Genomic DNA, 26,995 nt, shown 5'->3' on the forward strand with positions numbered 1-26,995 from the left:
ATGCTGATGCGAGACGGTGACCGTGCTCGCATCAGCATGATAGAATGGGCGGACAAGGCAAGGCCTTGCAAACAGCCCTTGCCGGTACGACATGCGCGCCCTTGGCGCCCTTGCGCGCGGATTTCCGCCGTGACGGGCGCCAACGGCATTTAAGCTCTCCGCCGAAGCCTTTCGCGCGACAAGGCCGGCCACCGCATCGCAGGTTCAGTTCGCGAGAAGGCCCGAAGACATGACCGATCACCACAGTGCATCTTTCAATGAAGATCTCGATGGCGACACTCTGCATGAAGAATGCGGCGTCTTCGGCATTCTCGGTCATAAGGACGCCGCCACGCTGACGGCGCTCGGCCTGCACGCGCTCCAGCATCGCGGCCAGGAGGCGGCCGGCATCGTCACCTTCGACGGGCGGCAATTCTATACCGAAAAGCGCATGGGCCTGGTCGGCGATCACTATACCGACCCCGCAACTCTGGCCAAGCTGCCGGGCTTCATCGGCATGGGCCATACCCGCTACTCGACCACGGGCGAAGTGGCCTTGCGCAATGTGCAGCCTCTCTTTGCCGAACTCGAAGTCGGCGGGATCGCCATTGCCCATAATGGCAACCTGACCAACGGCCTTACCCTGCGGCGACAGCTGATTGCCGATGGCGCCATCTGTCAGTCCACCTCGGATACGGAAGTGGTGCTGCATCTCATCGCCCGCTCCAAGCAAGTCGGTTCGGGCGAACGCTTCATCGACGCGATCGGCCAGATCGAGGGCGGCTATTCCATGCTCGCCATCACCCGCACCAAGCTGATGGCAGCGCGCGATCCGCATGGCATCCGGCCACTGGTGATGGGCGATCTCGATGGCAAGCCGATCTTCTGCTCGGAAACCTGCGCGCTCGACATCATCGGCGCCAAATTCGTGCGCGATGTGGAAAATGGTGAGGTCATCATCTGCGAGATCCAGCCGGATGGCTCGATCTCGATTGAATCGCGAAAAGCGGAAAAGCCCCGGCCGGAGCGGCTCTGCCTGTTCGAATATGTCTATTTCGCCCGCCCGGACTCGGTCGTCGGCGGTCGCAACGTCTATGTCGCGCGCAAGAACATGGGCATCAACCTGGCCCGCGAGAAGCCCGTGGAGGCTGATGTGGTGGTGCCTGTGCCCGACGGAGGCACGCCGGCGGCGATCGGCTATGCGCAGGAGAGCGGCATTCCCTTCGAGCTCGGCATTATCCGCAACCATTATGTCGGGCGCACCTTCATCGAGCCGACGCAGCAGATTCGCGCCTTTGGCGTCAAGCTCAAGCATTCGGCCAACCGGGCGATGATCGAGGGCAAGCGCGTGGTGCTGGTCGACGATTCGATCGTGCGCGGCACCACCTCGGTGAAGATCGTGCAGATGATCCGCGATGCAGGCGCCCGGGAGGTTCATATCCGCGTGGCGAGCCCGATGATCTATCATCCCGATTTCTACGGCATCGATACGCCCGAGGCCGACAAGCTGCTGGCCAATCAGCACGAGGACCTCGCCTCCATGTGCGCCTATATCGGTGCGGATAGCCTGGAATTCCTGTCGATCGACGGGCTCTACCGGGCCGTCGGCGGCGAAGCGCGCAATGCCGAGAGCCCCCAGTTCACCGACCACTATTTCACGGGCGACTACCCGACACGGCTTCTCGATAAAGAAGCCACCAGCAATGTGCGCAAGCTCGCCGTTCTCGCGAGCAATGGGTAAGGTCTGATGATCGATCTCAAAGGCCGTATTGCCCTCGTCACCGGCGCCTCGCGCGGCATCGGCTATTTCACGGCTTTGGCGCTCGGCAAGGCCGGCGCTCATGTCGTGGCCTGCGCCCGCACCATCGGCGGGCTGGAAGAGCTCGACGATGCCATCCGCCAGGCCGGCGGCTCGGGCGCGACGCTCGTGCCGTTCGACCTCTCGGATATGGCGGCGATCGACCGTCTGGGCGCGGCGATCAACGAGCGCTGGGGGCAGCTCGATATTCTTATCGCCAATGCCGGCATTCTCGGCACGATTTCACCGATCGGCCATGTCGAGGCCAAGGTCTTCGAACAGGTGATGACGGTCAACGTAACAGCCACTTGGCGGCTGATCCGCTCGGTCGAGCCTGTCCTCTTGAAATCGGACCAGGGCCGCGCGCTGATTCTCTCATCGGGCGCCGCGCATAAGTGTCGGCCCTTCTGGGGCCCCTACTCCGCTTCGAAGGCCGCCGTGGAAGCGCTCGCCCGCACCTGGGCGGGAGAAACCCAGCGCCTGCCGCTGCGCATTCTCTCGGTCGACCCCGGCGGCACGCGTACCGCCATGCGCGCCCAGGCCATGCCCGGCGAAGACCCGCAGACCGTCCCACACCCCTCCGAAATTGCCGCAGCCCTCCTGCCGCTGTGCGGGCCTGAGCAGATGGAAACAGGCAAGCTTTTTCAGGTGCGCGAGAATCGGATCGTGGACTACCGGATGCCGGAGTGACAGTCGTCCCACGGCATTTGCTGGCGCGCGTGGCGCGCTACCGCTCCCAAGGAGAAATGAGCGTCAGGCCGGTTGTTTTAAAATCGGCTAGATTTCTGGTCGCAAGCACACCACCATTGACGTGAGCGATGGCAGCAATCATGCCATCCGGCGCTGACATGACATGTCCCCGACGTGTAGCGTTTCCCATGATTTCGCCATACATGAGTGCCGCCTCTTCCGCGAAGCCAAAGATGCGCCCTCGTAATCGGCTTCGCCATTCATGCAAGCCTTTTTCGAAACGTACTGCGCGCTGATCGGGTCTGATCTTCTCTATCCCGAAAGCGATTTCGGCAATGGTTACGCTTGGAAGCGCAAGTTCGGAATCATATCGAACAAGCCAATCAATCACCGCTTGGTTCGGTTGCTTTTTCAGGCTCTCGGAAATGACATTTGTATCCAGGAATATCAAAGCTCGACACCGGGATGATGATTTCGACTACCTCGAATGACGGCTTCAAGGTCAATATCCGTACCGAGCTGCGTGGTAAGCCTGGAGTAAAATGCAGCCGCGGGCTCGCGCTCCGCTTCACGGCTCTCATAGGCCTCGAGCGCCCGCTCGACGATCTCCGTGATCGACCGGTTCTCAAGACGGGCAAGTTTACGGGCAAGATCCCTTGCTCTGGCGCTGCGGACAGAAAGTTGTGGTTCAGCCATCGATCCCTCCATGATTGGCAGAATAGGTTCCCCCGGCTGCATCATCAAGATGCCACGGCATCCCGGCATTCTCTGCCAGCGCTAATCGTGCGGCCGCTCGGCCCCCTCGCGGGGCAGCCCCTCTTCCTCCATCTTCGCGGGATGGGGCCACTTGCCGTATTTGCGCTGCCAGGCGCGCATGCCGAAGGGCAGCGTCATCAAATAGCCGACAGCCGTCAGCGCCATGGTTTCCCAGGTAAAGCTCATCAGCGTGGCGACATAGAGCACCACGGCGAGGATGACCGGCAGCACCAGATCGCGACGGACCCGGTTTTCCGACTTGCCGGACCAGACGGGGACGCGGCTCACCAGAAGAAAACCGATCAACACCGTATAGGCGGCAGCGGCCAGCGCGAAAGGCCGGCTGGGCTCCAGGCCCAAGAGGCCGAGATAAACCGGCAGCAGCACCAGCATCGCCCCGGCCGGCGCCGGCACGCCGACGAAATATTCCGACTGCCAGGGTGCCTTGATGTCGCGGTCGGCCATGACGTTGAAGCGGGCAAGCCGAAGGCCGGCGGCGATCACATAGATCAGGGCAGCGATCCAGCCGATCGACGGCGCCTGATCGAGCACGAAGGCGAACAGCACGAAAGCCGGCGCGACGCCGAAGTTGACGATGTCGGCCAGCGAATCCATCTGGACGCCGAATTTCGAGGTGGCCTTGAGAAGGCGCGCCACCCGGCCGTCGATGCCATCGAGAAAGGCAGCGATCAGCACCATGGCAACCGCGACCTCGAACCGGCCGTCGAAAGCCATGCGCACGCCGGTGAGCCCGGCGCAGATCGCCAGGACCGTGATCAGATTGGGCACCAGCATGCGGAAAGGGATCTCGCGCAGACGGGGTCCGCGCGCCTCGTCGTTCGGGCCGTTGGGCTCAAAGGGAGGAAACGGCGTGGTGTCCATCGGCATGTCGCCTTTTTTGAGGTTGCTAAGCTGACGTTGCGGGTGTCGTGCGGCGCGAAATGCGTCGCCGTTCAGGCATGAATCAGCCGCGACGGCTGATGACAGGACCTTTGACGGAGCCGAATTCGGCCAGCACGGTCTCGCCGGCAATGGCCGTCTGGCCAAGGCTGACGCAGGGCCGGGTACCGGCCGGCAGGAAGACATCAAGCCGGGATCCGAAGCGGATGAGGCCGAAGCGCTCGCCGGGCTGCAGCATATCGCCCGCCTGCGACCAGCAGATGATGCGGCGCGCGACCAGGCCGGCGATCTGCACCACGCCGATCTCGCCATGCGCGGTTTCGATCACCAGGCCGTTGCGCTCATTGTCATGGCTGGCCTTGTCGAGCTCGGCATTGACGAATTGCCCCTTGCGATAGGCGATCCGGGCAATGCGCCCGGGCATCGGCGCGCGGTTCACGTGGCAATTGAAAACGTTCATGAAAACGGAGATGCGCAGCATCGGCTCGCTGCCCAGCCCAAGCTCGGCCGGCGGGACGATCTGCGCAATCGAGGAGACGCGGCCATCCGCCGGGCTGATAACGAGATCGTCATCCAGCGGAGTCACGCGTACAGGGTCGCGGAAGAAATAGATGCACCAGAGGGTCAGCACGAAGCCGATCCACATCAGCGGCTGCCAGAGAAGCCCGAGCAGCAGCGAAACCACGAAGAAGATCGCGATGAAGGGATAGCCAGCCTTGTGAATCGGCACCAGCGTGTTGCGAATGGATGTGCTCAGGCTCATTCAGGCGTTTCTCCCAGCGTTTTCTTTCGTCTGACTTAGAGCGAAAGACCGCCGGGAGCAACAGAGGGGCGAAACCGGATCCGCTGATGCAGCCGTGGCTTCACAGACTGAATCCCCCCTAGAGGATTAGACCTGCTTCCGCCTTCATGACGTGAAACGGCATCACATGCGCCCGGCCGAGATCATCACGGTCCATCCAGCGGCTATCGCACCCTCTACCGGTATCGACTGAACACCAGGGCGGCATTGACGCCGCCAAAGCCGAAGGCGTTCGTCAGGGCGTGCTCGACATTGGCCCTGCGTGCGCCCTCTGACAGAAGATCGAACCCTTCCGCTTCCGACATCGGCTGATCGATGTTCAAGCTCGGCGGCAGGATCTGATCCTGGATCGCCAGCACACAGAAGGCCGCCTCCATGGCGCCGGCCGCGCCCAGCATATGGCCTGTGGCCGATTTGGTGGAACTCATGGGAATATGGCCCCGCGCGCCGGCGAAAACCGTTTTCAACGCCGCCAGTTCCGCAGCGTCGCCCACCGGCGTGGATGTGGCATGGGCGTTGATATAGCTGACCTCTTCCGGTCGAAGCGCGGCCATGGACAAGGCCACGTTCATGGCCCGCGCCGCTTCACGACCGTCGGGGCAGCCCGAGGTGACGTGATAGGCATCCGTTGTTGTCCCATAGCCCGAGATGATCGCGAGCGGCTGGGCACCCCGGCGTTCGGCATGCGACAGCCGTTCGATCACCAGCATCGCCGCGCCTTCCGAGAGAACGAAACCATCGTGATCCCGGTCGAAAGGCCGCGATGCCTGCTGCGGGCGATCGTTGAAATTGAAGCTGAGAGCCTTGGCGGCGGTGAAGCCGCCAATGGCCACGGGATCGACGCAGCCTTCCGTGCCTCCGCAAAGGGCGATATCGGCCTCGCCCGATCGGATCAGGCGCATCGCATCGCCAATGGCCTGGGCCGATGCCGCGCAGGCTGTCGTCGGCGCGCCTGCCGGGCCGATATAGCCGAAGCGGATGGCGACCTGGCCAGCGGCAAGATTCGGCAGGAAGGACGGCACCACGAAGGGGGATAGACGGCGCACACCGGACAGGCGGATGGTTTCGGTCGCCGCCGTGATGGCGGGAACGCCGCCCACGCCTGTGCCGATTAGCGTGGCGGTTCGCGCGCATTCTTCAGGGCGTTCCGGATACCAGCCTGCTTGGCTCACCGCCTCCTGGGCCGCCGCCATGGCATAGTGGATGAAGAGATCGGTGCGACGCAGTTCACGCGCATCCATCGCCGCTTCCGGATCGAAGCCATGCGCGTCTTCCTCGATCGAAGGGACGAGGCCGGCAATGCGGCACTTCCAATCCCGCGCATCAAAGCGCGTATTGGCCCGAATGCCGCTTTGGCCAGCCAGAAGCCGGCTCCAGGTCGCTTTCACACCAGACCCGAGCGGGGAGACGGCGCCAAGACCGGTGATGACGATTGGCTCTTGCATATAAGCACCTCCTTGAGACTGATGTGCATATACACATCAAGAGGCAATCGGGCTACGGATTTCTCAAGGATGTCACCTGTCTGCAAAATCCTTCGCGAGGCGGAGATAGGTGTCCGCCTCGTCCTCGGTGAAACCTTGCGAAATTTCGCTTTGGGCCTGCTGCCATACCCGGAGAAGCTGGTCGAGAAGGACACTGCCTTCCTTGGTCAATTCGCAAATGCGGGCATTTCCAACCGCATCTGCGGCTCTTTGGACGAGTCCCTTTCTTTCCAGAAGGTCGAGGTTGCGTGTGAGGCTTGTCCGATCCAGCTGGATTTTTTGCGCAAGGCTCATCACCGGCTCGCCCGGATTGAAGCGGATCGCCGCAAGCAGGGAAAACTGCTGGACCGTAACCCCAAACGGTTTGAACCGTGCATCGCCCTTGCGCACGAGCGTGCGGGCGGCCGCGACCGTGTTCAGCACAAGGCAGTTCGAGAGGGCATCGCGCATCGACATAAAGGAATCCTGCAAAGATTTGTCCGGCAGATCGACGGCATGCGCCGCTGCCTTCATACAGCCGGCTCCTTGCGCACGACGACGCCGAGATCGTCGCTCTCGCGCACCTGGCGCAGGTGCTCTTCCGCCTGGGTCGCTTCGCGCTGGCGGTTCCACATTGAGGCATAAAGGCCGTTTTGCGCAAGCAGCTGCGCATGCGTGCCGCGCTCGGCGATCTCACCGGCCCGCAGCACGATAATCTCATCCGCATTGATGACGGTGGAGAGCCGGTGGGCTATGACCAGGGTCGTGCGATTTTGAGAAACCACGTCCAGGGCCGCTTGAATATCCTGCTCCGTGGCCGTGTCCAGCGCCGACGTCGCCTCGTCCAGGATCAGGATCGGCGGGCTTTTCAGGATCGTGCGGGCAATCGCCACGCGCTGTTTTTCCCCGCCGGAGAGTTTCAGGCCGCGCTCGCCGACCATGGCGGAGAAGCCCTGCGGCAGCGCGCGGATGAAGCCGCCGATCTGGGCGATGTCGGCAGCCTTCTCCACCTCCGCCTCGCTGGCGCCGATACGGCCATAGCGGATGTTGTAGGCAATGGTGTCGTTGAAGAGCACGGTGTCCTGCGGCACCATGCCGATCACCGCGCGCAGGCTCTTCTGCGTGACGTTGCGGACATCCTGCCCGTCAATCGTGATCGAGCCGGACTGGACGTCGTAGAAGCGGTAAAGCAGCCGTGACAGCGTCGACTTACCTGCGCCAGAGGGGCCGACCACGGCGACCGTCTTGCCCGCCGGCACCTCGAAGGAGACGCCTTTGAGGATCTGTCGTTCCGAATCATAGGCGAAGTGGACATTGTCGAAGCGGATCGCGCCGCGCTCGATGACGAGCGCCGACGCGCCGGGACAGTCGACCACTTCCGGCTGGACCTCCAAGAGGTCGAACATCTGCTCGATATCGGTCAGGCCCTGACGGATTTCTCGGTAGACGAAGCCGATGAAGTTCAAGGGGATGGAGAGCTGCATCAGCATCGCATTGATGAAGACGAAATCACCCAGCGTCTGCTCGCCGCGCTGCACCGCGAGCGCTGACATCACCATCATGATCGCCGTGCCCAGGCCGAAGATCACCGCCTGGCCGAAGTTCAGCCAGCCGAGCGAGGTCCAGACCTGCGTTGCGGCCTTCTCGTAACGCGCCATGGATGCATCGAAGCGGCGCGCCTCCATCTCCTCATTGCCGAAATATTTGACCGTCTCGAAATTCAAGAGCGAGTCGATCGCCTTGGTGTTGGCGTCGGTGTCGCTGTCGTTCATCTGGCGGCGAATGCCGATGCGCCAATCGCTGGCCTTCACCGTGAACCAGATATAGAGCCAGACGGTAACGGCGGTGACGAAGAGATAGCTGAAGCCATATCCCCACCAGAAGACGACCGCAGTCAGCAGGAATTCGATCAGCGTCGGGATCGAGTTGAGGATCGTGAAGCGCACGATCGTCTCGATGCCTTTGGTGCCGCGCTCGATGATGCGTGACAGGCCGCCGGTGCGCCGCTCCAGATGGAAGCGCAGCGAGAGCTGGTGCATATGGATGAAGGTGCGCTCCGCCAGCCGGCGCACGGCATGCTGCCCGACGCTGGCAAACAGCGCGTCGCGCAGCTGGTTCAACCCCGCTTGCAGGAGCCGCGCCAGATTATAGGCAACCACCAGCGCCAGAGCGCCGGTGAGAATGCTCGGCACCGGGCCGGACAGATCCGCTCGACCGTTCAGCGCATCCGTCGCCCATTTGAAGAAGTAGGGCACGAGCAGCAGCACGATCTTGGCGATCAGCAGGATCGCGGTCGCCCAGACCACGCGCATTTTCAGATCCGGCCGCTCGCTCGGCCACATATAGGGCCAGAGATTGCGCAGCGTCCCGAGCGGATTGCCGGCATCGGCGGAAACGAGTTTGTCCTGTCGTGCCACGTCATGCGCCTTTCTGACGAAGTTCTGCGATGAGCGATCGCCGCAGGCGCGCGAAACGCCTGACGGTTTTCTGCTTGTGATGTGTTGATAGGGATCGGCAAGCCGGCCTGCCGCGCCGCTACAGCCCGAAGCATCCATAGCGTCATCTTGGCCCGATAAGGCTGATCACCCTGAAGCCACGATGGCGCGCGAACCTCATTTCAAGGGCCACGTGCAGACGACATACAGGCCTCACGCATGAGGGAAATGATGCGTGGCCTGAGGATCCCGACAGCTTCGAACCCGAATCTTCAGTCCATCGTCATGTCCCGCGGCCTCTTGCCCGCCCAAGCGCTCCCGAGTGCTACGTGATCTTATCGATCGCGCAGCTGCTTCATGTGGCGGCGGTGGATCTCCTGCGATTGCGCATCCGGCATCGCGCTGTCGGGCACACCGAAGATCTGGCCGGGCAGGATGCGGTCCGGATCGTTGATCTGGTCCTCATTGGCAACATAGATGGTCGTATAGCGAACCCCGGCGCCATAGACACGCCGCGAAATCTGCCAGAGGGTATCACCCCGGCGAATGATCACGGAATTGCGGCTCTGCTGGAGGGGCGCCTGCTCGACCGTCGGCGGCTCGGTCGCATCCGGTGCGGCTTGAGGCGCCGCGGCAGCCTGTTCGCTCGGTGCTGGCTGTGCTGCGGGCTGTTCGGCCGATGCTTGCGTCTGGGGTGAAGCTGCCGGTCCTTGGGATGCAGCCGACTGCGGCGCTGGCGTCTGAGCCGCCGGTGTCTCGGGTGCCTGGGCAAGAGCCGGTGCGGCGCCGTCGCGCAGCACAGGGCCGAGCGCCTCTTCAAGCTTGCCGAGCACAGCCTTTACGCCAGCCGTGTCGCGCGGCGCGGGCTTCAAGATGGCAAGCCCCTGGGCAGCGGCCGAAGCCGATTGCTGGATGCGCGCGCGGGTGTCTTGCGAGGCAGCCGGCTCAGGCCGCAGGCCGCTCAGTGTGCCGAGGCTGATCTCGGTGGCGGATCGGGCTGCCGCCAACGCATCCGCCTGGGGCACCTGGTCTCCGGCAAACAGGCCCTTCAGCAATGTGAAGGCCTTGCGCACCTGGCCGCGCGCCATGTCCAGAGCCTGGCTATCGGCATCGCCGGCCACACCGTCCGTGGGAGCCTGAGCCACGGCGGCGACCTGCGCGCCGGCCGGCCGCTCGAATGGCACCGAGGCGCGCATGACCACCTTGACCCCGTCCGGACCAATGAGGTCGGCCCGGATGATGTGCGAGCCGACGGACAGATCGATCTGGCCATCGACGACGAAATGCGCGTTCGACCCGGCCTTCGCCTCGCCGACGAAGTTGCTGTCGGCATAGACACGCACCAGCGCAGCGGCAGGCGCCGTGCCGGCGACGAAGAGGCGGCGACCCTCGATCTCCACGGCGGTCACGGCAATGCGCACCGCCGGCAGGGCGGTCGATGGGGCCGTGGGCGATGGCGTGGCGGGCGGCTGGGCTGTCGATGCCGCAGCGGTGGCGTCGGCAGGTTTGCCGTCAGCGGAATTTGCAGGCGGCGCGGAAACGGCCGGCGCGGGCGCGGAATCATCGCCCTGACCGGGCGCGGTGATGATCCGGCTGGCTTCACCGGGCTTGGAGACCATAGCGAGCAGTTCGCCATCCGCCGACTTGGGCACGGACACAGTGGCCACTTCGTCGGAGCGCTTGTCGGTCCCATCCTTGCCGGTGGCGCGTAGCGTGAGCTGATAGTCGCCGGGGGGCAACGGCTGGTCGAGGACCGCCGCGAACTCGCCACCGGGGCTGACCTTGGTCGTGGAAATCACCGTATCGCCGCTGACGATCGACAGATTGCTGTCCGGGGCGGCACGACCGGCAATAACCGTGGACCCGTCCCGCTCGACGCGCAAGACGTCGAAGCTGGGCGCGCCCGTGTCTGGCGCCGGCTGACTTTCCGGGGCAGCACTGTTGCCTGCCGTGCCGGCCTGCGCAGAGGCGGCGGGCGCATCTTGCGTAACGGGGGCTGCGGCCTGCGGCGACGGCTGCGGGGCCGGAGCCGCTGCGCCTGTCGACGGCGCCTTGGCATCGGTCGGCTGATCGTTCGGTTGCGGCAAGGGGCTGGACGGCGTAGACAAGGGCGCCGGCGTTGCTTCGACACCTTTGCCCGGCGCGGTCGCAGCGGTTTCAACGGCCTTGTTGCCGATATTCGGCAAGACCAGAAACACCATCAGCAATGTCGCTGCCGCCAGGACGATCAGCGCCACCAGCCCGGCCTTATTCTTCATCGCACTCAACTCCACACGCCAGCCCGGGACGATCCGCCCATCCGGCAAAAACATCGCTTCGCGCAGCCATCCGCGCAGGGGCCGTGACCGAAGACACGACGGCTTCCCGCAATAAGGGCTCCGTGCATCCCTGGACGCCTTGTCGGCGCATCTGCGCCATCGCGGTCCTTTTTACGCTGCATGCCGCTCGACGACCGTGGCAGGCAGGCTTTGCACGTCCATCGAACGACTTTTGCACAAGACTGCGACGGAAGCACGGCCCTGCGCCAGTTCCCGCTTTCCGAACGGCATTTTACATCAAAAACAGCTAACGATTTCCGCTCTGTTCGACAAGCGTTCCGCCATCACGCATTCACCGTCTCCGTCATTTTCCTTGACGCTCAGAAAGCCCGGATGTCTGCTGCGGGTCATGAGTGACATGACCCTTCCGATTCGATCCGTCTGCGTCTATTGCGGCTCCCAGCCCGGACGCGAAGCCGTTTTCATGGACGCCGCCCGCGCGCTGGGCAAATCCATCGCCGAAAATCACATGCGCCTCGTCTATGGCGGCGGCACGCGGGGGCTGATGGGCGGGGTGGCAAGCGGTGTGCTCGCCCATGGCGGCCGCGTGACAGGCATCATCCCGGAATTCCTGATGGACATGGAGGCCACCCGCCACTCGCTTGGCCAGCTCAGCGAGTTGATCGTGACGGCCGACATGCACGATCGCAAGCACAAGATGTTCGAGCGGGCAGATGCCTTCGTCGCCCTGCCCGGTGGCATCGGTACGCTGGAAGAAATCATCGAGATCATGACCTGGGCCCAGCTCGGCCGTCATCGCAAGCCGATGGTCTTTGCCAATGTCGATGGGTTCTGGGACCCGCTAATGGCCCTGATCCGCCACATGGCCGATGCCGGCTTCATCCACACGGCCCACCAGGTGCAGCCGATGATCGTCGACCGGATTGAGGACATCGTGCCGACGCTGATCCAGCATTGGGCCGGCAAGGTGGACCGCGAAGGCGAGAGCGACATCATCGACAAGCTCTGAGCGAGCTGTCGCAAGGCTTCTGCGAGACGAAGGCGCCGGCCCCAGCATGGGCGGCGCCTTTCTGTTTGGCTCGATCATGCATGCGGATCGCGCCCGCAACTCTTCCACCAAATCCCGCAGGATTGCTCGGCGCTATGGTCAGCTTGCCGGCAGCCTCTCCAAGGCTTCGTTGCGGCATAAACGATTGCGACCTCTGCCAGTCATGTCCAAGATCCGTCAGCGATCTTCGGCATGTGGTCTCAGGCAGCAACCCGCTTCGCCCGCCGCGCGGTCATATACATCGAGCCCGTATAGACGGCGAGCGCGCTCCAGATCAGGGCGAAGGCGATGAGCTTGACCATGCCGAAGGGCTCGCCGAAGGCAAAGACGGCGATGAAGAAGATCATGGTCGGCGCGATATATTGCATGATGCCGATGGTCGAGAGCTTCAGCAATTTGGCGCCATTGGCATAGATCAGCAGCGGCACGGCGGTCACCACACCGCAAGCAATTAACAGGCCCAGATCGACCAGGCCGGTGTCGCCGAAATGGCCACCGCCCGTTGTTTCCAGCCAGACGATATAGACGAGCGCCGGACCGGCGAGCAGCATGACCTCGAGGAAGAAGCCCTGATTGGGGCCGACCGGCAGCGTCTTGCGGAAAAAGGCGTAGAAGGCCCAGCTGAGCGCCAGGCCGATCGAGACCCAGGGCAGGCCGCCGGCCTGCAGGGTGAGGATGGCGACGGCCGCCGCCGCCAGGCCGATGGCCACCATCTGCGCCGGGCTCAGCTTTTCCTTCAGCAGAACCGCGCCGAGCAGAACGGAAATCAGCGGATTGATGTAATAGCCGAGCGCAGCTTCCAGCGCCCTGCCCGCGCCGATCGCCCAGACATAGATGCCCCAATTGACCGTGATCAGCGCCGCCGTCACGCAGGCCATGGCCAGCATGCGCGGGTTGCCAAGTGCGCGCTTGAGATCCGCCGTCCTGCCGAGAAAAATGATATAGCCGCCGACGATCGGCAGCGACCAGATGATGCGGTGGGCGATGACTTCGGGCGCGGGGATATGCGCGACCGCCTTCATGAAAAAAGGCAGAAGCCCCCAGAGAAGATAGGCGATCAAGGCGAGAACGACGCCGCGTGGGCTGTCGCCGCTTTCAGCCGGCCCTGGATATGCGCGCTCCGCCATGGTCTTCCTCCGCATCGACATGTTCTTGTTATATGCGCGCCTTACGCCAATCCCACCGCCCACGCCAATTCATTTGGATGAACGGTCGAGCAGAAATTTTGAGCAGTGCCGGTCTTCGCCGGGCGCGCAGGCGACGGCAGAACGGCCACATTTGACGGGTGCAATGGGCAGGCCGGCATCCTATCCTGCGGCATCCGATGCGGACAGGGCACAGATGCCTCCCTGCGGCCGCGCGATGTCTTCGCACCCAAGCCTCGCTTCGGCGTCACAAGGGCCGGCATCAATGCCGCGAACCGGCAGAAAGGGAAACCCATGACCGTCTCCACCCTCGCCTCTCCCGCTTTCCTGACGCGCCGCACGCTGCTGGCTGGAATGGGGGCCGCGTCCGGCCTGGTGCTTCTTCATCCTTTTGCCGCGCATGCGGCCGCCAATCAGGCGCATCTGCGGATCATGGAGACGACGGATATCCACGTCCACGTCTTCCCCTATGATTATTATGGCGACAAGCCGAACGAGACGCTCGGCCTTGCCCGCACCGCCTCGATCATCGATGCGATCCGCGCGGAGGCCGGCAATTCCTTTCTCGTCGACAATGGCGATATCCTGCAGGGCAATCCGATGGGCGATTACATGGCCTATCAGAAGGGTTTGAAGGACGGCGACGTCCATCCCGTGATCCGCGCGATGAACCTCTTGGGCTATGAGGCCGGCACACTGGGCAATCACGAGTTCAACTACGGCCTGGACTTCATGTTCAAGGCACTTTCCGGCGCCAACTTCCCCTATGTCTGCGCCAACCTGACCAAGGGCCAGCTCGCCAGCGATCCGACCAAGGACGCGCTGTTCTTCAAACCCTTCACCATCGTCGAGAAGACGGTGACGGACGGCTCGGGCGCAACCAGCCCCTTGAAGATCGGCCTGATCGGCTTCGTGCCGCCGCAGATCATGGTTTGGGACGTGAAGAACCTCGAAGGCAAGGCGATGACGCGCGACATCGTCGAGGCTGCCCGCGCCTGGGTTCCGGTGATGAAGGAACAGGGCGCCGACCTGATCGTCGCGCTCTCCCATTCCGGCATCGACGGCACCGGCCAGAGCGACCGCATGGAAAACGCCTCGCTCTATCTCGCCGGTGTCGAGGGTATCGATGCGGTGCTGACAGGCCATCAGCATCTGGTCTTTCCCGGCCCAAAGAGCTTCGACGGCATTGCCGGCGTCGATCCGGTGAAGGGCACGCTGCAGGGCAAGCCGGCTGTCATGGCCGGTTTCTGGGGCTCGCATCTCGGGCTGATCGACCTGCTTTTAGAGCGGGACGGCAAGAGCTGGAAGGTGGTGGATTTCACCACGCAAGCGCGCCCGATCTATCATCGCGAGGACAAGAAGGTGGTGGCCGACGTGGTCGACCGCGCCGATATCCTCACCGCCGCCAAGCCGGAGCATGAGGCAACGCTTGCCTATGTCCGCACGCCGGTCGGCAAGAGCTCCGCGCCGCTCTACTCCTATTTCGCGCTTGTTGCCGACGACCCCTCGGTGCAGATCGTCAGTCAGGCACAGCTTTGGTATATCGGGCAGATGCTGAAGGATACGGACTGGAAGGACCTGCCGGTGCTCTCCGCCGCGGCGCCCTTCAAGGCAGGCGGACGCGGCGGCGCCGATTATTATACCGACGTGCCAGCCGGCGATATCGCCATCAAGAATGTCGCCGACCTCTATCTCTATCCGAACACCGTCCAGGCGGTGAAGATCAACGGCGCTCAGGTGAAGGACTGGCTGGAAATGTCGGCGGGCCTGTTCAACCAGCTGAAGCCGGGCGAGAAGGACCAGCCGCTGATTGCCGCAGGCTTCCCATCCTATAATTTCGACGTGATCGATGGGGTGACCTACGAAATCGACCTGTCGCAGCCGGCCCGTTTCGACAATGACGGCAAGCTCGTCCATCCCGAGGCGCATCGCATCACGGACCTCAAATTCGAGGGCAAGCCGATCGATCCGGCACAGGATTTCGTCGTGGTCACCAACAATTATCGCGCAGGCGGTGGCGGCAAGTTCCCCGGCATCGCCGCCGACAAGGTGATCTTCGCCGCACCCGACACCAATCGCGACGTGATTGTGCGCTACATCCACGATCAGGGCACAATCAACCCGTCCGCCGACGACAACTGGCGCATCAAGGCCCTGCCCGGCACCAGCGCCTTCTTCGAAAGCGGGCCAAAGGCGCGCGGCCTGATCGCCTCGGTCAAGGGGGCGAAGATCGAGGACGCCGGTGAAGGCACCGAGGGCTTCGCCAAGTTCCGGCTGGTGCTGTGAGAAAGAGGGCGGGTCATATAGTGGCGAGCAATCGCTGCGGGAGGTCTCGCCCTGCTTACGATCCGGTCTCGCTGGTCGAAAACCCATTGGCCTTTCAGCGAGACCGGGTAAAGCTCACTCCGCCGCAGCCCGGCCTGCCTCGCCGCGATTCTTCAGAAGCTTGTAAATCACGGAATCCATCAGCGCCTGGAAGGAGGCGTCGATGATGTTGTCGGAGACGCCGACCGTCCACCAGCGCGCGCCGGTGCTATCGGCCGACTCGATCAGCACGCGGGTGATGGCCTCGGTGCCGCCATTGAGGATACGCACCTTATAGTCCACCAATTCGAGATCGGCGATTTCGGACTGATAGCGGCCGAGATCCTTGCGCAGCGCAAGGTCGAGCGCGTTGACGGGGCCATGGCCTTCCGCGACCGACATCATCATCTCGCCCTCGATCGAGAGGCGCACGACGGCTTCCGATACGGTCTTCATCTGGCCGTTGGCGTCATAACGCCGCTCGACCATCACGCGAAAACCCTCGACGCGAAAGAAATCCGGCACGCTCCCGAGGATACGCTGGGCGAGGATCGAGAAGCTCGCGTCGGCGCCTTCATAGGCATAGCCCTGCGCCTCGCGCTCCTTGACCAGCGCGATCAGCCGGTCGAGCTTGGGATCGTCCTTGTCGACGACGATGCCGCGCCGCTTCAAGGCATTGATGAAATTGGCCTTGCCGCCCTGATCCGAGACCATCACCTTGCGCAGATTGCCCACCGTTTCCGGCGGCACATGCTCATAGGTGCGCGGGTCCTTCAACAGCGCGGAGGCGTGGATGCCGGCCTTGGTGGCGAAGGCGGAGGCGCCGACATAGGGCATTTGATGATCGGGCGAACGATTCAACCGCTCGTCGAAGGCGTGCGACAGCGCAGTAAGCCCCTGCAGCCGCTCGCGGTCGATGCCAAGCGTGAAGCGCTCGGCATAAGGCGCCTTCAAGACGAGCGTCGGGATCAGCGTCACCAGATTGGCATTGCCGCAGCGCTCGCCGATGCCGTTCAGCGTGCCCTGGATCTGGCGTACACCGGCTTCGACCGCGGCCAGCGAATTGGCGACCGCCTGCCCTGTATCATTATGGGCATGGATGCCGAGCCGGTCGCCGGGAATGCCGGCCGCAATCACGGCGGCAACGATGTCGCGGATCTCGCTAGGCTGGGTGCCACCATTGGTGTCGCAGAGCACCACCCAGCGGGCGCCGGACTCATAAGCGGCGCAGGCGCAGGCCAGCGCATAGGCGGAATTGGCTTTATAGCCATCGAAGAAATGCTCGCAGTCGATCATCGCCTCGCGGCCGCTCGCCACCACGGCGGCGACGGAGGCCCTGATATTGTCGAGGTTTTCCTCGTTGGAACAGCCAAGCGCGACGGTGACATGATAGTCCCAGCTCTTGGCGACAAGACAGATGGCGTCGCTGTTGGACTGCAGGAGGCTCGCAAGCCCCGGATCGTTGGCGGCGGAAACGCCGGCCCGCTTTGTCATGCCAAAGGCGACGAAGCGGGCATGGCGGGTGCGGCGCTTGGCGAAGAAGGCCGTATCCGTTGGGTTGGCGCCGGGATAGCCGCCCTCGACATAATCGAGACCGAAGGCGTCCAGCATCTCCGCAATCGCAATCTTGTCCTCGACCGAGAAATCGATGCCGGGCGTCTGCTGCCCGTCCCGAAGCGTGGTGTCGAAGATATAGAGGCGATCGCGGGTCATGATGTTCCCTCCCTGGGAACGGTTGGCGCCCCTTCCCAAGAGGAAGAGGCGGCGTTGCCGCCTCTTGTCACCAAGCCTTCACGATCTGTCAATCTTTGCGACAGGCATTGCGACGGTCGGTCGCCCGCTTCAAAGGCCTGCGAATTTGTCCGTGGCATAGATCAGCCGGTCGAGGATGCCGGGTTCCGACGAGGCATGGCCAGCGCCTTCGACCAGGCAGAACTCGGCGCTCGGCCAGGCCTTGTGCAGCGCCCAGGCATAGCGCATCGGGCACGGCATATCGTAGCGGCCGTGAACGATCACGCCGGGGATCTCAGCCAGCTTATGGGCATCGCGCAGCAGCTGTCCTTCCTCCATCCAACCACCATTGACGAAGAAATGGTTCTCGATGCGGGCGAAGGCCAGTGCATAGTGGTCCTCGGCGAAGCTGGTTGAGAACTCGGGATTGGGCAGCAGCGTGATGGTTTCACCTTCCCACAGGCTCCAGGCCTTGGCTGCGGCAATCTGCGCCGCCTTGTCCGCGCCCGTCAGGATCTTGTGATAGGCCTGCATCATCTGCCCGCGCTCGGCCGGCGGAATCGGCGCGACGAAGCGCTCCCATTTGTCGGGGAACATTTCGGAGACGCCGAACTGATAGTACCAGTCAAGCTCTCCTTTGGTCAGCGTGTAGATGCCGCGTACCACCAGTTCCGAGACCCGCTCGGGATGGGTTTCGGCATAGGCGAGCGCCAGCGTCGAGCCCCACGAACCGCCGAAGACGAGCCATTTGTCGACACCCATCAGTTGGCGAAGACGCTCGATATCGGCGACCAGATGCCAGGTGGTGTTGGCCTCCAGCCCGGCATGCGGCGTGGAGCGGCCGCAGCCGCGCTGGTCGAATAGAAGCACGTCATAGGCTTCAGGGTTGAAGAAGCGGCGATAGGTCGGCGTGCAGCCGCCGCCGGGGCCGCCATGCAGGAAAACGGCCGGCTTGGCGCCGGGGGTGCCGACCTTCTCCCAATAGATCACATGGCCATCGCCGACATCGAGATGGCCGGTCTCATAGGGTTCGATCTCGGGATAGAAGCTGCGCAGGGTCTCGCTCATGGGGCTCACATTGATCTTGGAAATGGGACGACGAAGGCTGAGGGCTTTAGAGGCCATCGTCAGGCGGCCAGACTTCGGTGTCGTGGTCGGGATGCTGATAGGGCTCGATGCTGGCGAAGAAAGCGTCGGCTTCGGCGCTGACCAGCACCGGCTTTTCGAACAGCCGGTCGATCCAGGGCAGGCGTTTGTCGTGATTGACCTGGATTTCCGGCTCCAGCTTCTCCGGATGGTCGAAAGCGCCGATCGCCAGTTCGACGCCGCCGGGATGATGATAGGTCAAAGGCGTGCCGCAGCGCTGGCAAAAACCGCGCCGGACCTTGTTGGAAGAACGATAGAGCGAGGGCGCTCCGCGCGTCCATTCCAGATGGGCCGGATCGGCGGTGACGAAGGCCCCGAAGAAACTGCCGAAGTGCTTCTGGCACATGCGGCAATGGCAGATGGAGGGGCGGCCGAGATGGCTGGCGCGGAAGCGCACGGCGCCACACTGGCACCCGCCCGACAGAACCTCGTTTTGATCGCGCTCCACCGTCAAACCCCCTGCTCCTTCGGCCGCCAGTGATCTTCCGCCTCCAGCCGCGGTGTCCAGCCGGGCACCTCATGGTCGGGATGCTGATAGGAAACGATATCGGAAATGAAGGAGGCGGCCGTCGTATCCTCCAGCGTCTCATGTCCCGGCAGATCATGGACCCCATCGACATAAGGCAGCTTGTTCTCCGTGCCCCATTGCACCGTTGGGCGGATATCGCGGGGATCGTCGAAGGCGGCAATCGTCACCGCCATGCCGTCAGGCGCTTCATAGGTCAGCGGCGTGCCGCAATGGGGGCAGAAGGCGCGGCGCACGTGATTGGACGACTGAAAGCGCTTGGGCGTCTCACGCGTCCAGGTGAGCTTCGCCTGACGCACGGAGACCAGCGGCAGATAGAAATTGCCCGACGCCTTCTGGCACATGCGGCAATGGCAGACCGAGGCATCGCCGAGCGGCCCCTCGACCTTGAAGCGCACCGCGCCGCACTGGCAGCCGCCGGTTCTCAACGGTTCGGTCATGGGAGTGTCTCCTTTTGATGCCGTGTTGTGACCTGCCTTGTTGCGCTTCGTCAATGCGAGGCATTGACTTAACAGCGCGACGAGGACGGCCATGCCATCATGGAAAGAGGTCTTGCAGATCGCGTCGTCCATCGACGACACGAACGATTTCGACACGCTCGACATCGTCATCGTCTCGGGAGAAAACAGTCTCGTACAGAATAAGATAGGGCGCCTCGACAAGCATCCGGGCCGTCGGGAAGATGTCCGGCCGGCTTCGTCCGAGCAGCGGATGATCGCGCAGACGTTCTGCCTTGTCGCGAAATCGGCGAAAATAACGCTCGGCGGCTTCCGGCTGGACGCGGCCGATATCCAGATAGATGCGCTTGATATCCGCCCGGGCCTGTGGAGTCCAAAAAGCTTAGCGACCATTGCCGCTACTGGATAAAGCACCCCGCGCTTCATCGAGAAGCGCGTCAAAATCCGCTGGATATGCGTCGCCGCTGGCTTTGCCTTCCGCCCATAGACGTCGTAGCTTCTGAGGGTCAAGGCTTTCAAAGCGCCGTTTTTCGGCCCAGTCTTCCAAAGCCTCACCTATGATCTCGCTGGAATTGGCATAGGCGCCGGTCTCGATTGCATCTTTAATAACCGATGCCTGCTCGACGGTGACAGCAATATTCAAAGTCTTCGTCTTGGCCATGTCGCACCTGAAGGTTCAGTCGAAAGAAAGCGAGAACCTGCTCAATATCGGCTCGTTCAGGCCGATCTTAGCATCGCGAAACCGCCAAGCAAGCAAACAAGCGCCCACAAAAGAACGTCAACCGCGCGAGATTGGACCCGCACGGTTGACCTCCCATTCGGCGGCCTGCCTCTACCGCTTCACCTCCCACGTCGTCACCCGCTCGCCGGTCTGCGGATCCTTGCCGTCCTTCAGCTGGATGCCGCGCGCAGAGAGTTCGTCGCGGATCCGGTCGGCCTCGGCGAAGTTCTTCGCGATCAGCAATTGCCGGCGCGTCTCGATCTTCTCCGCCACATCGGCCCATTCGCCTTCGCCTGACAGAGCGAGGTCGAGATCGGCCGCCGCCTGGGCGTTGCGCTCGATCGTCTCGAAGCCGAGAAGATCGAGCAGGCCGAGAAAGGTGGATGCGGCTTCGCCGTCGCCCTTCAGCGCCTGCCCCGATAGCGTGTTGAGACCCATCAGCGCCGGGTAGAGGTTGAGGTCGTCGAGAACCGGACTGTCCTCGGGCAACGTGAATGCCGCACCGGCCACCTCTGGATGCGCCGCGAGAATGGCGAGCTTGGCATCCGCCCAACGCCGCACCAGCCCTTGCGCCTCCTCCAGCCGCTTGACCGTGAAGTCGATCGGCTGGCGGTAATGCGTCATCAGCATGGCCAGCCGCAGCACGTCGCCGGCCCAGTGCTTGGCCCCGAAGGTCTCGGTGTCGAGGAGATCGGCAATCGTTATGAAATTGCCTTCCGACTTCGACATCTTCCGGCCTTCGACCTGGACGAAGCCATTGTGCATCCAGACATTGGCCATCACCTGGGTGCCGAAGGCGCAGCAGGACTGGGCGATCTCGTTCTCGTGATGCGGGAAGATCAGGTCCAGCCCGCCGCCGTGAATATCGAAAACCTCGCCGAGATAGCGGCTGCTCATGGCCGAGCATTCGATATGCCAGCCCGGCCGGCCGCGGCCCCAGGGGCTTTCCCAGCCCGGCTCGTTGTGGCTCGACAGTTTCCACAGCACGAAGTCCGCCGGATTTTTCTTATGCGCATCGACAGCCACACGTGCACCCGCCTGCTGCTCATCCAGCGGGCGGCGGGAGAGCTGGCCATACGTCGGCATGGAGGCGGTATCGAACAGCACTTCGCCGCCGGCTGAATAGGCATGGCCACGCGCGATCAGCGCCTGGATGATGGCGATCATCTCGGCAATATTGTCGGTGGCCCGCGGCTCATGCGTCGGCGCAAGCGCGCCCAGTGCCGCCGTATCGGCGGCAAAGCGCATTGCCGTCTTCTCGGTCACCGCCCGGATCGCCTCGTTGAGCGGCAGATCGGGATGGTCGCGCAGGGCGCGGGCGTTGATCTTGTCGTCCACGTCGGTGATGTTGCGGGCATAGGTCACGTGATCGGCGCCATAGAGGTGGCGCAGAAGCCGGAAGAGCACGTCGAAGACGATCACGGGACGCGCATTGCCGATATGGGCGAAGTCATAGACCGTCGGACCACAGACGTACATGCGCACATCGCAAGCGTCGATCGGCGCGAAGGGCGCCTTCTCGCGGGTGAGCGTGTTGTACAGCCTCAAGGTCGGCGTGCCGGCCATGGCGGGTCTCCCTGTTCTTTTCCTGTTCTGCGGCTGTCAAGCAACAGCTGACCCGCCACGTCGCCGTCCATAGGACAAAACGGCTGGCGGCGCCATTCTTTCGTCATGATCGCATCGCTTTGAACATGGTTCCGCGAAATGGCCACGAGAGTTCCGAACAAGCGACATCGTTCAGCCTGTTTCGTGCGGAACATTCGGCATGTTCGGTTCGTGCGATGATCTCATCGTCGGGCCGTGCCGGTCTCGGGGAGGAGGCAATGTTTCAACACAGTGACCTTGCGCTCTCCTGCGCGCCGCCTTTCGGCGCGCGTGTCGAAGAATGACGCGTGGACGCAACAGACAGACAGATTAAGGAGTGACCATCAATGTCGGCAGATCACACCAAGACGCAGCAGGCTGAACAGGTCCAGCGTCCCAACCTTCTCGAACGCTATCGCCCGCTCGGCCTGAAGGCCGTTGTCGCGGCCACCACGCCGAAGCGCCCGGAGGCGCCCAAGGCCCGGCGCCCACTGGAAGAAGACCTGCTGCGCTCGGCATAAGCCGACGATATCAGGCGTTTTGTCCGCCGCTTGCGGGAGTGGGCGGACAATTCAGCCCAAGACGGATACGAACGGCTCCGCCTTGCCGGGCCGCTCGGATCAAAAGAGCGAGAGCTGGGCCCTGCCTTTGCCGGCATGGTCCTCGCCGGTTGGGTCAGGTTTTGCAGGCTTGGCGCGCGGCACCTTTTGCGTCAGCGGCTCGACCTCGGCCCGCATCTGCAGCTCAGGCCCATCCTGGCCGGCGGCGTTGACGCGGTCGGAAACGGGAATGGCCTCAAGCGCCTGCTCGTCCAGTGATGCCAGAAGGTCGGCCACGGCACGGGGCTCCTGCGTGCGGCAATCCAGCCAGCGGGCATGATCCTGCGGCTTGATGATCACGGGCATGCGGGCATGGATCGACGACAGCGTATCATTCGCCGCCGTCGTGATGATCGCCGCCGTGTCCACCTCGCTGCCATCGGGCGAGGCCCAGCACTCCATCAGCCCGGCGAAGGCGATCAGGCCGCCATCGCGCGGGCGGATCCAGAAGGGTTGTGCGCGCTCGCTCTTGCCTGCCTTGCGCCATTCGTAGAAGCCATTGGCGGGGATCAGCACCCGGCGGTGCCGAAGGGCAGCGCGAAACGAGGCTTTTTCAAACACGGTTTCGCTGCGGGCATTGATGACGAGCGGAAATTCGCGCGGATCCTTGATGAAGCTCGGAACGAATCCCCATCGCACCAGCATCGCGCGGCGATCAGGGCGGTTGGAGCCGGGCAGGCTTTGCGGCGCCGCGATCACGACAAGGATCGGCTGCGTGGGCGCGATATTGTAGCGCGGCGCGAGGACATCGAGATCGATCGCACCGAAGGCGGCAGCCATCTCCTGGAGATCAGCGGTCAGCGCATAGCGTCCGCACATGGAAGTGTCCTTTCAGCATCAGCGCAAAGCATGCGTTCGGTCGGATCAGGCGGCGCAACGTCGATCGCGGCCCATCGCTGCGCTCCCGTCAGATCAATCCATCCTTCGCGCCGTGCTTGGCGCAATGTCATGCATGCCGCGCCATAACCAGATGCGACAGGCTCTCGGCAGCAAAACCCGATGCTGCCATATCCGATCAAACTTTGCCCGCCTTCCGCGCGCAAGCTCTTTCGACAAGATAAGCAAGGCGCGAGACGATACAATGCGGCCGAATCGTCTTTCCTTCCCGCCGCACGCGGCCGATCCGGATCTCATGGCATCACCTTCTCCTTTCCTGGCCTCCTCGGCCATTCTGGCGCGCGGCGGGCGCTATCTGCTGGTGCGCCGGGCCAAGCCGCCCTCGGCCGCCATGTATGCCTTTCCCGGCGGGCGAGCCGAAGCGGGCGAAACGCCGGCTGAAACGGCTCTGCGCGAATTTTTCGAGGAGACGGCGATTGCCGCCCGTAACCCTCGTCTTTTCGCCACCTATGACCTGCCGCCACTCGAAGCCGATGGGCCGGGGGCACGCCATTTCTTCCTCTCGGTGTTTCTGGTGGAGGCCGATGCGGACGCCGAGGCCATTGCCGGCGACGATGCGGAAAGTCTTGGTTGGTTCACGGCGGCGGAGATCGTCGATCTGCCGGCACCCGACAGCGTGCGTGACTGCATCGCACGCCTTGAGGCCCAGCGCACATGACACTGGGAGGTCTTCGTCTCAATCCGGGGCAGAACGCTCAGGCCATCCTGCTGTGTGCCATTCTGGCAGTCTTGGCGGCGCTGCCGGCACAGGCGCAGTTCACCGAGATCCAGAGCAGGGCCGGTGAAAGCCAGGCGACGGGACCCGGAAAAGGGCCGCCATCGCAAGCCGGCGCGCCTGCGGTCAATAATGCGCCTGAGAGCCAGGACGCCGCCTATGACCCACGCCTTTTGCGCCTGTCGGAGATTCTGGGCTCGGTCGATTATCTGCGGATGCTATGCAAAAGCCCTGATGCGGCCGAGTGGCGCCAGAGCATGGAGGCGCTGATCGCTCAGGAGGCGCGGGGTGAAGAAGCGCGCAGAACGCGCATGACCGCAGCCTTCAACCGCGGCTATCGGGCCTTCGCCTCCGTTTATACGCAGTGCACACCATCGGCCGTGACTGCCGAGCGCCAGTACCGTGCCGAAGGTGCAACACTGGCTGCGGAAATCGTTGCGCGCTTCGGGAATTAACCGGTAATTAACCTCTTTTGCGGGTGCAGCATGCCGTTTCGGGAAAAGGCTGCTAAACTCGTTAAGATCATGGTAAGGAAATGACGGTGTGCGGCTTGCATCGCCTCCTTGTCCGGCGGCTGGGTCTGCTTGCAGGAGCCGCGCAAAGAGACAGGACCTTTGACGGACCCCGGCGGCGGGGCCCCGATGGGCGACAGGCGGCACCAGGCGTGAAGGCGTAAGACAGCATGGAACGGATGATGGAACCCACTCTCAGCGACATCGACGACATGATTGTCCATGAGAAGATGCAGGCCGCCCTCGAACATCAGAACGAAGCCTGGGCCGATGGCATGGCCGATGGAATCGAGCCGGAGATCATTGCCGATGCGGCGATCGCGCTGGCCATGCGCGAGACCATTCGCCTGCGCGGCGAAGACGGCGCGGAAGCCATGCTCGTGGCCGTGCGCGAGCGCATGCTGGCCGGCGAGTTCTCGCCGCCGCGTTCCCTGCAATAGAATTGACGGGGCTGACGCGTCACCTCGTTCGGTGCATGATGGGCTCCCGCAAGAACTGAGAGCGAGCAAAGAGTCGCAAGGTCACGTCACGCTCCCAACCGCTCCCGAAATTTAAGAAGATATGCGATGACCCGCTTCAAGACGCTCCCTCCTCTCATGGGCCGTCTTTTTCCAGACGGCACGCGGCGCCCTTTGCGCGCTGCGGCTCTGCTCATGGGATTGCTTGCCGCAGCCGGCGATGCCGCTTCGCCGGCCTTTGCACTGAGCGATCTTCAGACCATTCCCGGTGATGCGCAGCAGCAGACACCGGCAGGCACGCCCGAAGGCCAGGCACCAGCCGCAGGGCCGACACCCCAGGCACCGGCGGCCCAGGCGCCAGCCAATCCCGGTGGGAGCATTCCCCGGCCGGACCCGCTGGTGGCCAAGCCACCGGCAGCAGCCTCCGGCGCAAAGCCCGCCGAAGCGCAGCCAAAGCCGGTGGAGGTCCTCACCGACATCTCCAAGATCCCCGCGCCGGTCGCCCGCATGCGTCAGCTGATCGTGGAAGCCGCTGCCTCTGGCGATGTCGAGCGCTTGCGCGCCCTGCTCGGCAAAGGTCCGACCCAGACCGTCATCGGCGACAATGAGGAAGAAGATCCGATCGAAGCCATAAAGGGCCTCTCGGGCGATTCCGATGGGCTGGAAATCCTGGCCATCATGCTGGATCTCCTGTCGACCGGCTTTGTGAAGATGGATGCCGGCACCCCTGATGAGGTCTATGTCTGGCCCTATTTCGTCGCCAAGCCGCTTGCCTCGCTCACGCCGCCGGAAAAGGTCGATCTCATGCGCCTCGTCACGGCAGGCGACGTGATGGCAATGCAGGAATTCGGCAGCTATAATTTCTACCGGATCGGCATCAGCCCGGATGGCCAGTGGAAATTCCTGTCCGGCGGCGACTGAGCCCTACTTTTCGGGGCGCGCAGGATTGATCGTGCCGGATAGCTGCGGCAGGCTTCTTCTTATTCTTCGGATCGTGACCTGACGCTTGCAGCCGGCGGCCGGTCGTCCTACCTGTCAGAGACGAGGGACGTTGCCTGTGCTCCAAACAGGGATTGGGTTCATCTCGTGCAGCATCTACAGCGGCTTTGCCATCAAGAGCTGCGTCGGAACAAGGATCCTCAGCGTCCGGGCTGATCGGAAAGATCGCGGCGCGCGCGAGGCTGAAGGAGTGTCGCCATGCCATGGATGCGTCTTGCCGATCGTGCACTGATCCACGCAACCGGAGCGGATGCGGAAAGCCTGCTGCAAGGTCTCGTCACCACCGACCTAGGCCAACTGGTGGTTGGTGAACTGCGGGCCGGCGCGCTCTTGACGCCACAGGGCAAGGTCCTCTTCGATTTCCTGATCAGCCGCTCGGATGGCGGCTTTTGCATCGACATCGCCACCTCTCAGGCGGACGCTTTTTTGAAGCGGCTGACCATGTACAAGCTGCGTGCGGCGGTGAATCTGACGCTGCAACCCGATGCCGCTGCCGCGATCGGCCTTGAGCGCGAGGATGGCGCGTTGAGCGATGTGCGCTTTGAAAAGGCGGGGATGCCGCTCCTCAGGCGCTATGATGCAAGCACGATCGAAGCCGATGGGGCCGAAATCTATCTCTCGGCTCGGCTTGCAGCCGGGATTGCCGAATGCGGGCCGGACTATCCGCCGCAGGACGTCTTCCCTCATGATATTCTTCTCGATCTCAATGGCGGCCTTTCCTTCAAGAAGGGCTGCTATGTGGGGCAGGAGGTGGTTTCCCGCATGCAGCATCGTGGCACCGCGCGGCGGCGTGTCGTGCTGGTGGCGGGTGAAGACGCTCTGCCCGAATCCGGCGCCACGGTGACAGCAGGCGGCAAGCCGATTGGCACGCTTGGAAGCGTAGCCGGCGCGCAAGGGCTTGCCATCGTTCGAATCGACAAGGTGGGCGACGCGCTGGCGCATGGACAGCCGCTGGCGGCTGGGTCCGTTCCGGTTCTGCTCGGCTTGCCTGCCTGGACAGGTCTGTCCTTTCCCGAGGAGCCGGCCGAAGAGGCGCATCAGCTGTAAAGC

The 26,995-nt window shown here is 63.2% G+C and carries 27 protein-coding genes; 10 read left to right on the forward strand and 17 right to left on the reverse strand.

Annotation, left to right across the window (positions count from 1 at the left end):
* The first annotated feature begins 229 nt into the window (after positions 1-229).
* Both purF and BMX61_RS04170 read left to right on the forward strand, forming a co-directional pair.
* A complete protein-coding gene (purF, locus tag BMX61_RS04165; RefSeq protein ID WP_075628988.1) occupies positions 230-1,720 on the forward strand; it encodes an amidophosphoribosyltransferase in 1,491 nt (496 codons plus the stop codon).
* 6 nt (positions 1,721-1,726) lie between these two features.
* Entirely contained in the window at positions 1,727-2,467 is a 741-nt protein-coding gene (locus BMX61_RS04170) for an SDR family NAD(P)-dependent oxidoreductase (RefSeq protein WP_407703737.1), read from the forward strand.
* Positions 2,468-2,504: 37 nt separating this feature from the next.
* Here the strand turns inward: BMX61_RS04170 and BMX61_RS04175 are convergent, their stop codons facing one another.
* From BMX61_RS04175 to BMX61_RS04210, 8 genes are all read right to left on the reverse strand, one after another.
* Entirely contained in the window at positions 2,505-2,918 is a 414-nt protein-coding gene (locus BMX61_RS04175) for a type II toxin-antitoxin system VapC family toxin (RefSeq protein ID WP_075628990.1), read from the reverse strand.
* A complete protein-coding gene (locus tag BMX61_RS04180; protein WP_075629199.1) occupies positions 2,915-3,163 on the reverse strand; it encodes a type II toxin-antitoxin system VapB family antitoxin in 249 nt (82 codons plus the stop codon). Before BMX61_RS04180 ends, BMX61_RS04175 begins: the two co-directional genes overlap by 4 nt.
* 81 nt (positions 3,164-3,244) lie before the next feature.
* Positions 3,245-4,105, reverse strand: coding sequence for a CDP-diacylglycerol--serine O-phosphatidyltransferase (gene pssA / locus BMX61_RS04185; protein ID WP_075628991.1), 861 nt, complete (start codon positions 4,103-4,105; stop codon positions 3,245-3,247).
* A gap of 82 nt (positions 4,106-4,187) precedes the next feature.
* Entirely contained in the window at positions 4,188-4,886 is a 699-nt protein-coding gene (locus BMX61_RS04190) for a phosphatidylserine decarboxylase (RefSeq protein ID WP_075628992.1), read from the reverse strand.
* A 215-nt stretch (positions 4,887-5,101) separates the two neighbouring features.
* Positions 5,102-6,370, reverse strand: coding sequence for a beta-ketoacyl-ACP synthase II (gene fabF, locus BMX61_RS04195; RefSeq protein ID WP_075628993.1), 1,269 nt, complete (start codon positions 6,368-6,370; stop codon positions 5,102-5,104).
* A gap of 72 nt (positions 6,371-6,442) precedes the next feature.
* The gene (locus BMX61_RS04200; protein ID WP_083639565.1) at positions 6,443-6,922 is read right to left on the reverse strand and encodes a MarR family winged helix-turn-helix transcriptional regulator; all 480 of its coding nucleotides are present in this window, start codon (positions 6,920-6,922) and stop codon (positions 6,443-6,445) included.
* Complete coding sequence (locus BMX61_RS04205; RefSeq protein WP_075629201.1) at positions 6,919-8,805, reverse strand: ABCB family ABC transporter ATP-binding protein/permease; 1,887 nt, start codon at positions 8,803-8,805, stop codon at positions 6,919-6,921. The genes BMX61_RS04200 and BMX61_RS04205 overlap by 4 nt, the downstream gene beginning before the upstream one ends.
* Positions 8,806-9,158: 353 nt before the next feature.
* Positions 9,159-11,081: a LysM peptidoglycan-binding domain-containing protein gene (locus tag BMX61_RS04210; RefSeq protein ID WP_075628994.1), complete on the reverse strand. Its 1,923-nt coding sequence runs from the start codon at positions 11,079-11,081 to the stop codon at positions 9,159-9,161.
* 409 nt (positions 11,082-11,490) lie between these two features.
* Here BMX61_RS04210 and BMX61_RS04215 point away from each other — a divergent pair, with 409 nt between their 5' ends.
* Positions 11,491-12,111: an LOG family protein gene (locus BMX61_RS04215; protein ID WP_075628995.1), complete on the forward strand. Its 621-nt coding sequence runs from the start codon at positions 11,491-11,493 to the stop codon at positions 12,109-12,111.
* Positions 12,112-12,350: 239 nt separating this feature from the next.
* Here BMX61_RS04215 and rarD read toward each other — a convergent pair whose 3' ends face one another.
* Complete coding sequence (gene rarD / locus BMX61_RS04220) at positions 12,351-13,277, reverse strand: EamA family transporter RarD (protein ID WP_075628996.1); 927 nt, start codon at positions 13,275-13,277, stop codon at positions 12,351-12,353.
* Between the two features lie 312 nt (positions 13,278-13,589).
* On the opposite strand from rarD, the gene BMX61_RS04225 reads away from it, so the two are divergent.
* Positions 13,590-15,581 carry a bifunctional 2',3'-cyclic-nucleotide 2'-phosphodiesterase/3'-nucleotidase gene (locus BMX61_RS04225; RefSeq protein WP_075629202.1) on the forward strand — a complete coding sequence of 664 codons (1,992 nt, stop codon included), beginning with the start codon at positions 13,590-13,592 and terminating at the stop codon, positions 15,579-15,581.
* A 114-nt stretch (positions 15,582-15,695) separates the two neighbouring features.
* On the opposite strand, the gene cimA is transcribed toward BMX61_RS04225, so the two are convergent.
* The 7 genes from cimA to cysS all read right to left on the reverse strand — a co-directional run bounded on the left by cimA (position 15,696) and on the right by cysS (position 21,747).
* Complete coding sequence (cimA, locus tag BMX61_RS04230) at positions 15,696-17,312, reverse strand: citramalate synthase (RefSeq protein ID WP_075628997.1); 1,617 nt, start codon at positions 17,310-17,312, stop codon at positions 15,696-15,698.
* Between the two features lie 129 nt (positions 17,313-17,441).
* Positions 17,442-18,398, reverse strand: a complete 957-nt coding sequence (gene pip, locus BMX61_RS04235; RefSeq protein ID WP_075628998.1) for a prolyl aminopeptidase — start codon at positions 18,396-18,398, stop codon at positions 17,442-17,444.
* A gap of 46 nt (positions 18,399-18,444) precedes the next feature.
* The gene (locus tag BMX61_RS04240) at positions 18,445-18,930 is read right to left on the reverse strand and encodes a GFA family protein (protein WP_234794593.1); all 486 of its coding nucleotides are present in this window, start codon (positions 18,928-18,930) and stop codon (positions 18,445-18,447) included.
* Positions 18,927-19,442: a GFA family protein gene (locus tag BMX61_RS04245; protein ID WP_075628999.1), complete on the reverse strand. Its 516-nt coding sequence runs from the start codon at positions 19,440-19,442 to the stop codon at positions 18,927-18,929. Before BMX61_RS04245 ends, BMX61_RS04240 begins: the two co-directional genes overlap by 4 nt.
* Before the next feature lie 97 nt (positions 19,443-19,539).
* Complete coding sequence (locus BMX61_RS04250; RefSeq protein ID WP_075629000.1) at positions 19,540-19,812, reverse strand: type II toxin-antitoxin system RelE/ParE family toxin; 273 nt, start codon at positions 19,810-19,812, stop codon at positions 19,540-19,542.
* 30 nt (positions 19,813-19,842) lie between these two features.
* Positions 19,843-20,121 carry a ribbon-helix-helix domain-containing protein gene (locus BMX61_RS04255; RefSeq protein ID WP_075629001.1) on the reverse strand — a complete coding sequence of 93 codons (279 nt, stop codon included), beginning with the start codon at positions 20,119-20,121 and terminating at the stop codon, positions 19,843-19,845.
* 171 nt (positions 20,122-20,292) lie between these two features.
* The gene (cysS, locus tag BMX61_RS04260; protein ID WP_075629002.1) at positions 20,293-21,747 is read right to left on the reverse strand and encodes a cysteine--tRNA ligase; all 1,455 of its coding nucleotides are present in this window, start codon (positions 21,745-21,747) and stop codon (positions 20,293-20,295) included.
* A 365-nt stretch (positions 21,748-22,112) separates the two neighbouring features.
* Here cysS and BMX61_RS24595 point away from each other — a divergent pair, with 365 nt between their 5' ends.
* A complete protein-coding gene (locus BMX61_RS24595; RefSeq protein WP_170854898.1) occupies positions 22,113-22,286 on the forward strand; it encodes a hypothetical protein in 174 nt (57 codons plus the stop codon).
* Between the two features lie 99 nt (positions 22,287-22,385).
* Here BMX61_RS24595 and BMX61_RS04265 read toward each other — a convergent pair whose 3' ends face one another.
* Positions 22,386-23,183, reverse strand: a complete 798-nt coding sequence (locus BMX61_RS04265; RefSeq protein WP_075629003.1) for an SOS response-associated peptidase — start codon at positions 23,181-23,183, stop codon at positions 22,386-22,388.
* Between the two features lie 313 nt (positions 23,184-23,496).
* Here BMX61_RS04265 and BMX61_RS04270 point away from each other — a divergent pair, with 313 nt between their 5' ends.
* The 5 genes from BMX61_RS04270 to ygfZ all read left to right on the forward strand — a co-directional run bounded on the left by BMX61_RS04270 (position 23,497) and on the right by ygfZ (position 26,992).
* The gene (locus tag BMX61_RS04270) at positions 23,497-23,919 is read left to right on the forward strand and encodes an NUDIX hydrolase (protein ID WP_075629205.1); all 423 of its coding nucleotides are present in this window, start codon (positions 23,497-23,499) and stop codon (positions 23,917-23,919) included.
* Complete coding sequence (locus tag BMX61_RS04275) at positions 23,916-24,431, forward strand: TIGR02301 family protein (protein ID WP_083639567.1); 516 nt, start codon at positions 23,916-23,918, stop codon at positions 24,429-24,431. Before BMX61_RS04270 ends, BMX61_RS04275 begins: the two co-directional genes overlap by 4 nt.
* 227 nt (positions 24,432-24,658) lie before the next feature.
* Entirely contained in the window at positions 24,659-24,928 is a 270-nt protein-coding gene (locus BMX61_RS04280) for a hypothetical protein (protein WP_092742305.1), read from the forward strand.
* 156 nt (positions 24,929-25,084) lie between these two features.
* Positions 25,085-25,867, forward strand: coding sequence for a hypothetical protein (locus tag BMX61_RS04285; protein ID WP_075629207.1), 783 nt, complete (start codon positions 25,085-25,087; stop codon positions 25,865-25,867).
* Positions 25,868-26,143: 276 nt separating this feature from the next.
* Positions 26,144-26,992: a CAF17-like 4Fe-4S cluster assembly/insertion protein YgfZ gene (gene ygfZ, locus BMX61_RS04290; RefSeq protein ID WP_075629004.1), complete on the forward strand. Its 849-nt coding sequence runs from the start codon at positions 26,144-26,146 to the stop codon at positions 26,990-26,992.
* Positions 26,993-26,995: the final 3 nt, after the last annotated feature.

The sequence above is a fragment of the Xaviernesmea oryzae genome (assembly GCF_900109605.1).
In the GTDB taxonomy this organism is placed as follows: Bacteria; Pseudomonadota; Alphaproteobacteria; order Rhizobiales; family Rhizobiaceae; genus Xaviernesmea; species Xaviernesmea oryzae.

Coding starts and splice junctions, on each gene's coding strand:
- fabF (WP_075628993.1), bottom strand. CDS start 6,370: ATGCAAGAGCCAATCGTCATCACCGGTCTTGGCGCCGTCTCCCCGCTC.
- BMX61_RS04210 (WP_075628994.1), bottom strand. CDS start 11,081: ATGAAGAATAAGGCCGGGCTGGTGGCGCTGATCGTCCTGGCGGCAGCG.
- purF (WP_075628988.1), top strand. CDS start 230: ATGACCGATCACCACAGTGCATCTTTCAATGAAGATCTCGATGGCGAC.
- BMX61_RS04225 (WP_075629202.1), top strand. CDS start 13,590: ATGACCGTCTCCACCCTCGCCTCTCCCGCTTTCCTGACGCGCCGCACG.
- BMX61_RS04170 (WP_407703737.1), top strand. CDS start 1,727: ATGATCGATCTCAAAGGCCGTATTGCCCTCGTCACCGGCGCCTCGCGC.
- cysS (WP_075629002.1), bottom strand. CDS start 21,747: ATGGCCGGCACGCCGACCTTGAGGCTGTACAACACGCTCACCCGCGAG.
- BMX61_RS04285 (WP_075629207.1), top strand. CDS start 25,085: ATGGGCCGTCTTTTTCCAGACGGCACGCGGCGCCCTTTGCGCGCTGCG.
- BMX61_RS04270 (WP_075629205.1), top strand. CDS start 23,497: ATGGCATCACCTTCTCCTTTCCTGGCCTCCTCGGCCATTCTGGCGCGC.
- BMX61_RS04280 (WP_092742305.1), top strand. CDS start 24,659: ATGGAACGGATGATGGAACCCACTCTCAGCGACATCGACGACATGATT.
- ygfZ (WP_075629004.1), top strand. CDS start 26,144: ATGCCATGGATGCGTCTTGCCGATCGTGCACTGATCCACGCAACCGGA.
- rarD (WP_075628996.1), bottom strand. CDS start 13,277: ATGGCGGAGCGCGCATATCCAGGGCCGGCTGAAAGCGGCGACAGCCCA.
- BMX61_RS04190 (WP_075628992.1), bottom strand. CDS start 4,886: ATGAGCCTGAGCACATCCATTCGCAACACGCTGGTGCCGATTCACAAG.
- BMX61_RS04245 (WP_075628999.1), bottom strand. CDS start 19,442: ATGACCGAACCGTTGAGAACCGGCGGCTGCCAGTGCGGCGCGGTGCGC.
- BMX61_RS04275 (WP_083639567.1), top strand. CDS start 23,916: ATGACACTGGGAGGTCTTCGTCTCAATCCGGGGCAGAACGCTCAGGCC.
- pssA (WP_075628991.1), bottom strand. CDS start 4,105: ATGGACACCACGCCGTTTCCTCCCTTTGAGCCCAACGGCCCGAACGAC.
- cimA (WP_075628997.1), bottom strand. CDS start 17,312: ATGACCCGCGATCGCCTCTATATCTTCGACACCACGCTTCGGGACGGG.
- BMX61_RS04200 (WP_083639565.1), bottom strand. CDS start 6,922: ATGAAGGCAGCGGCGCATGCCGTCGATCTGCCGGACAAATCTTTGCAG.
- BMX61_RS04215 (WP_075628995.1), top strand. CDS start 11,491: ATGAGTGACATGACCCTTCCGATTCGATCCGTCTGCGTCTATTGCGGC.
- BMX61_RS24595 (WP_170854898.1), top strand. CDS start 22,113: ATGTCGGCAGATCACACCAAGACGCAGCAGGCTGAACAGGTCCAGCGT.
- pip (WP_075628998.1), bottom strand. CDS start 18,398: ATGAGCGAGACCCTGCGCAGCTTCTATCCCGAGATCGAACCCTATGAG.
- BMX61_RS04180 (WP_075629199.1), bottom strand. CDS start 3,163: ATGGCTGAACCACAACTTTCTGTCCGCAGCGCCAGAGCAAGGGATCTT.
- BMX61_RS04265 (WP_075629003.1), bottom strand. CDS start 23,183: ATGTGCGGACGCTATGCGCTGACCGCTGATCTCCAGGAGATGGCTGCC.
- BMX61_RS04255 (WP_075629001.1), bottom strand. CDS start 20,121: ATGGCCAAGACGAAGACTTTGAATATTGCTGTCACCGTCGAGCAGGCA.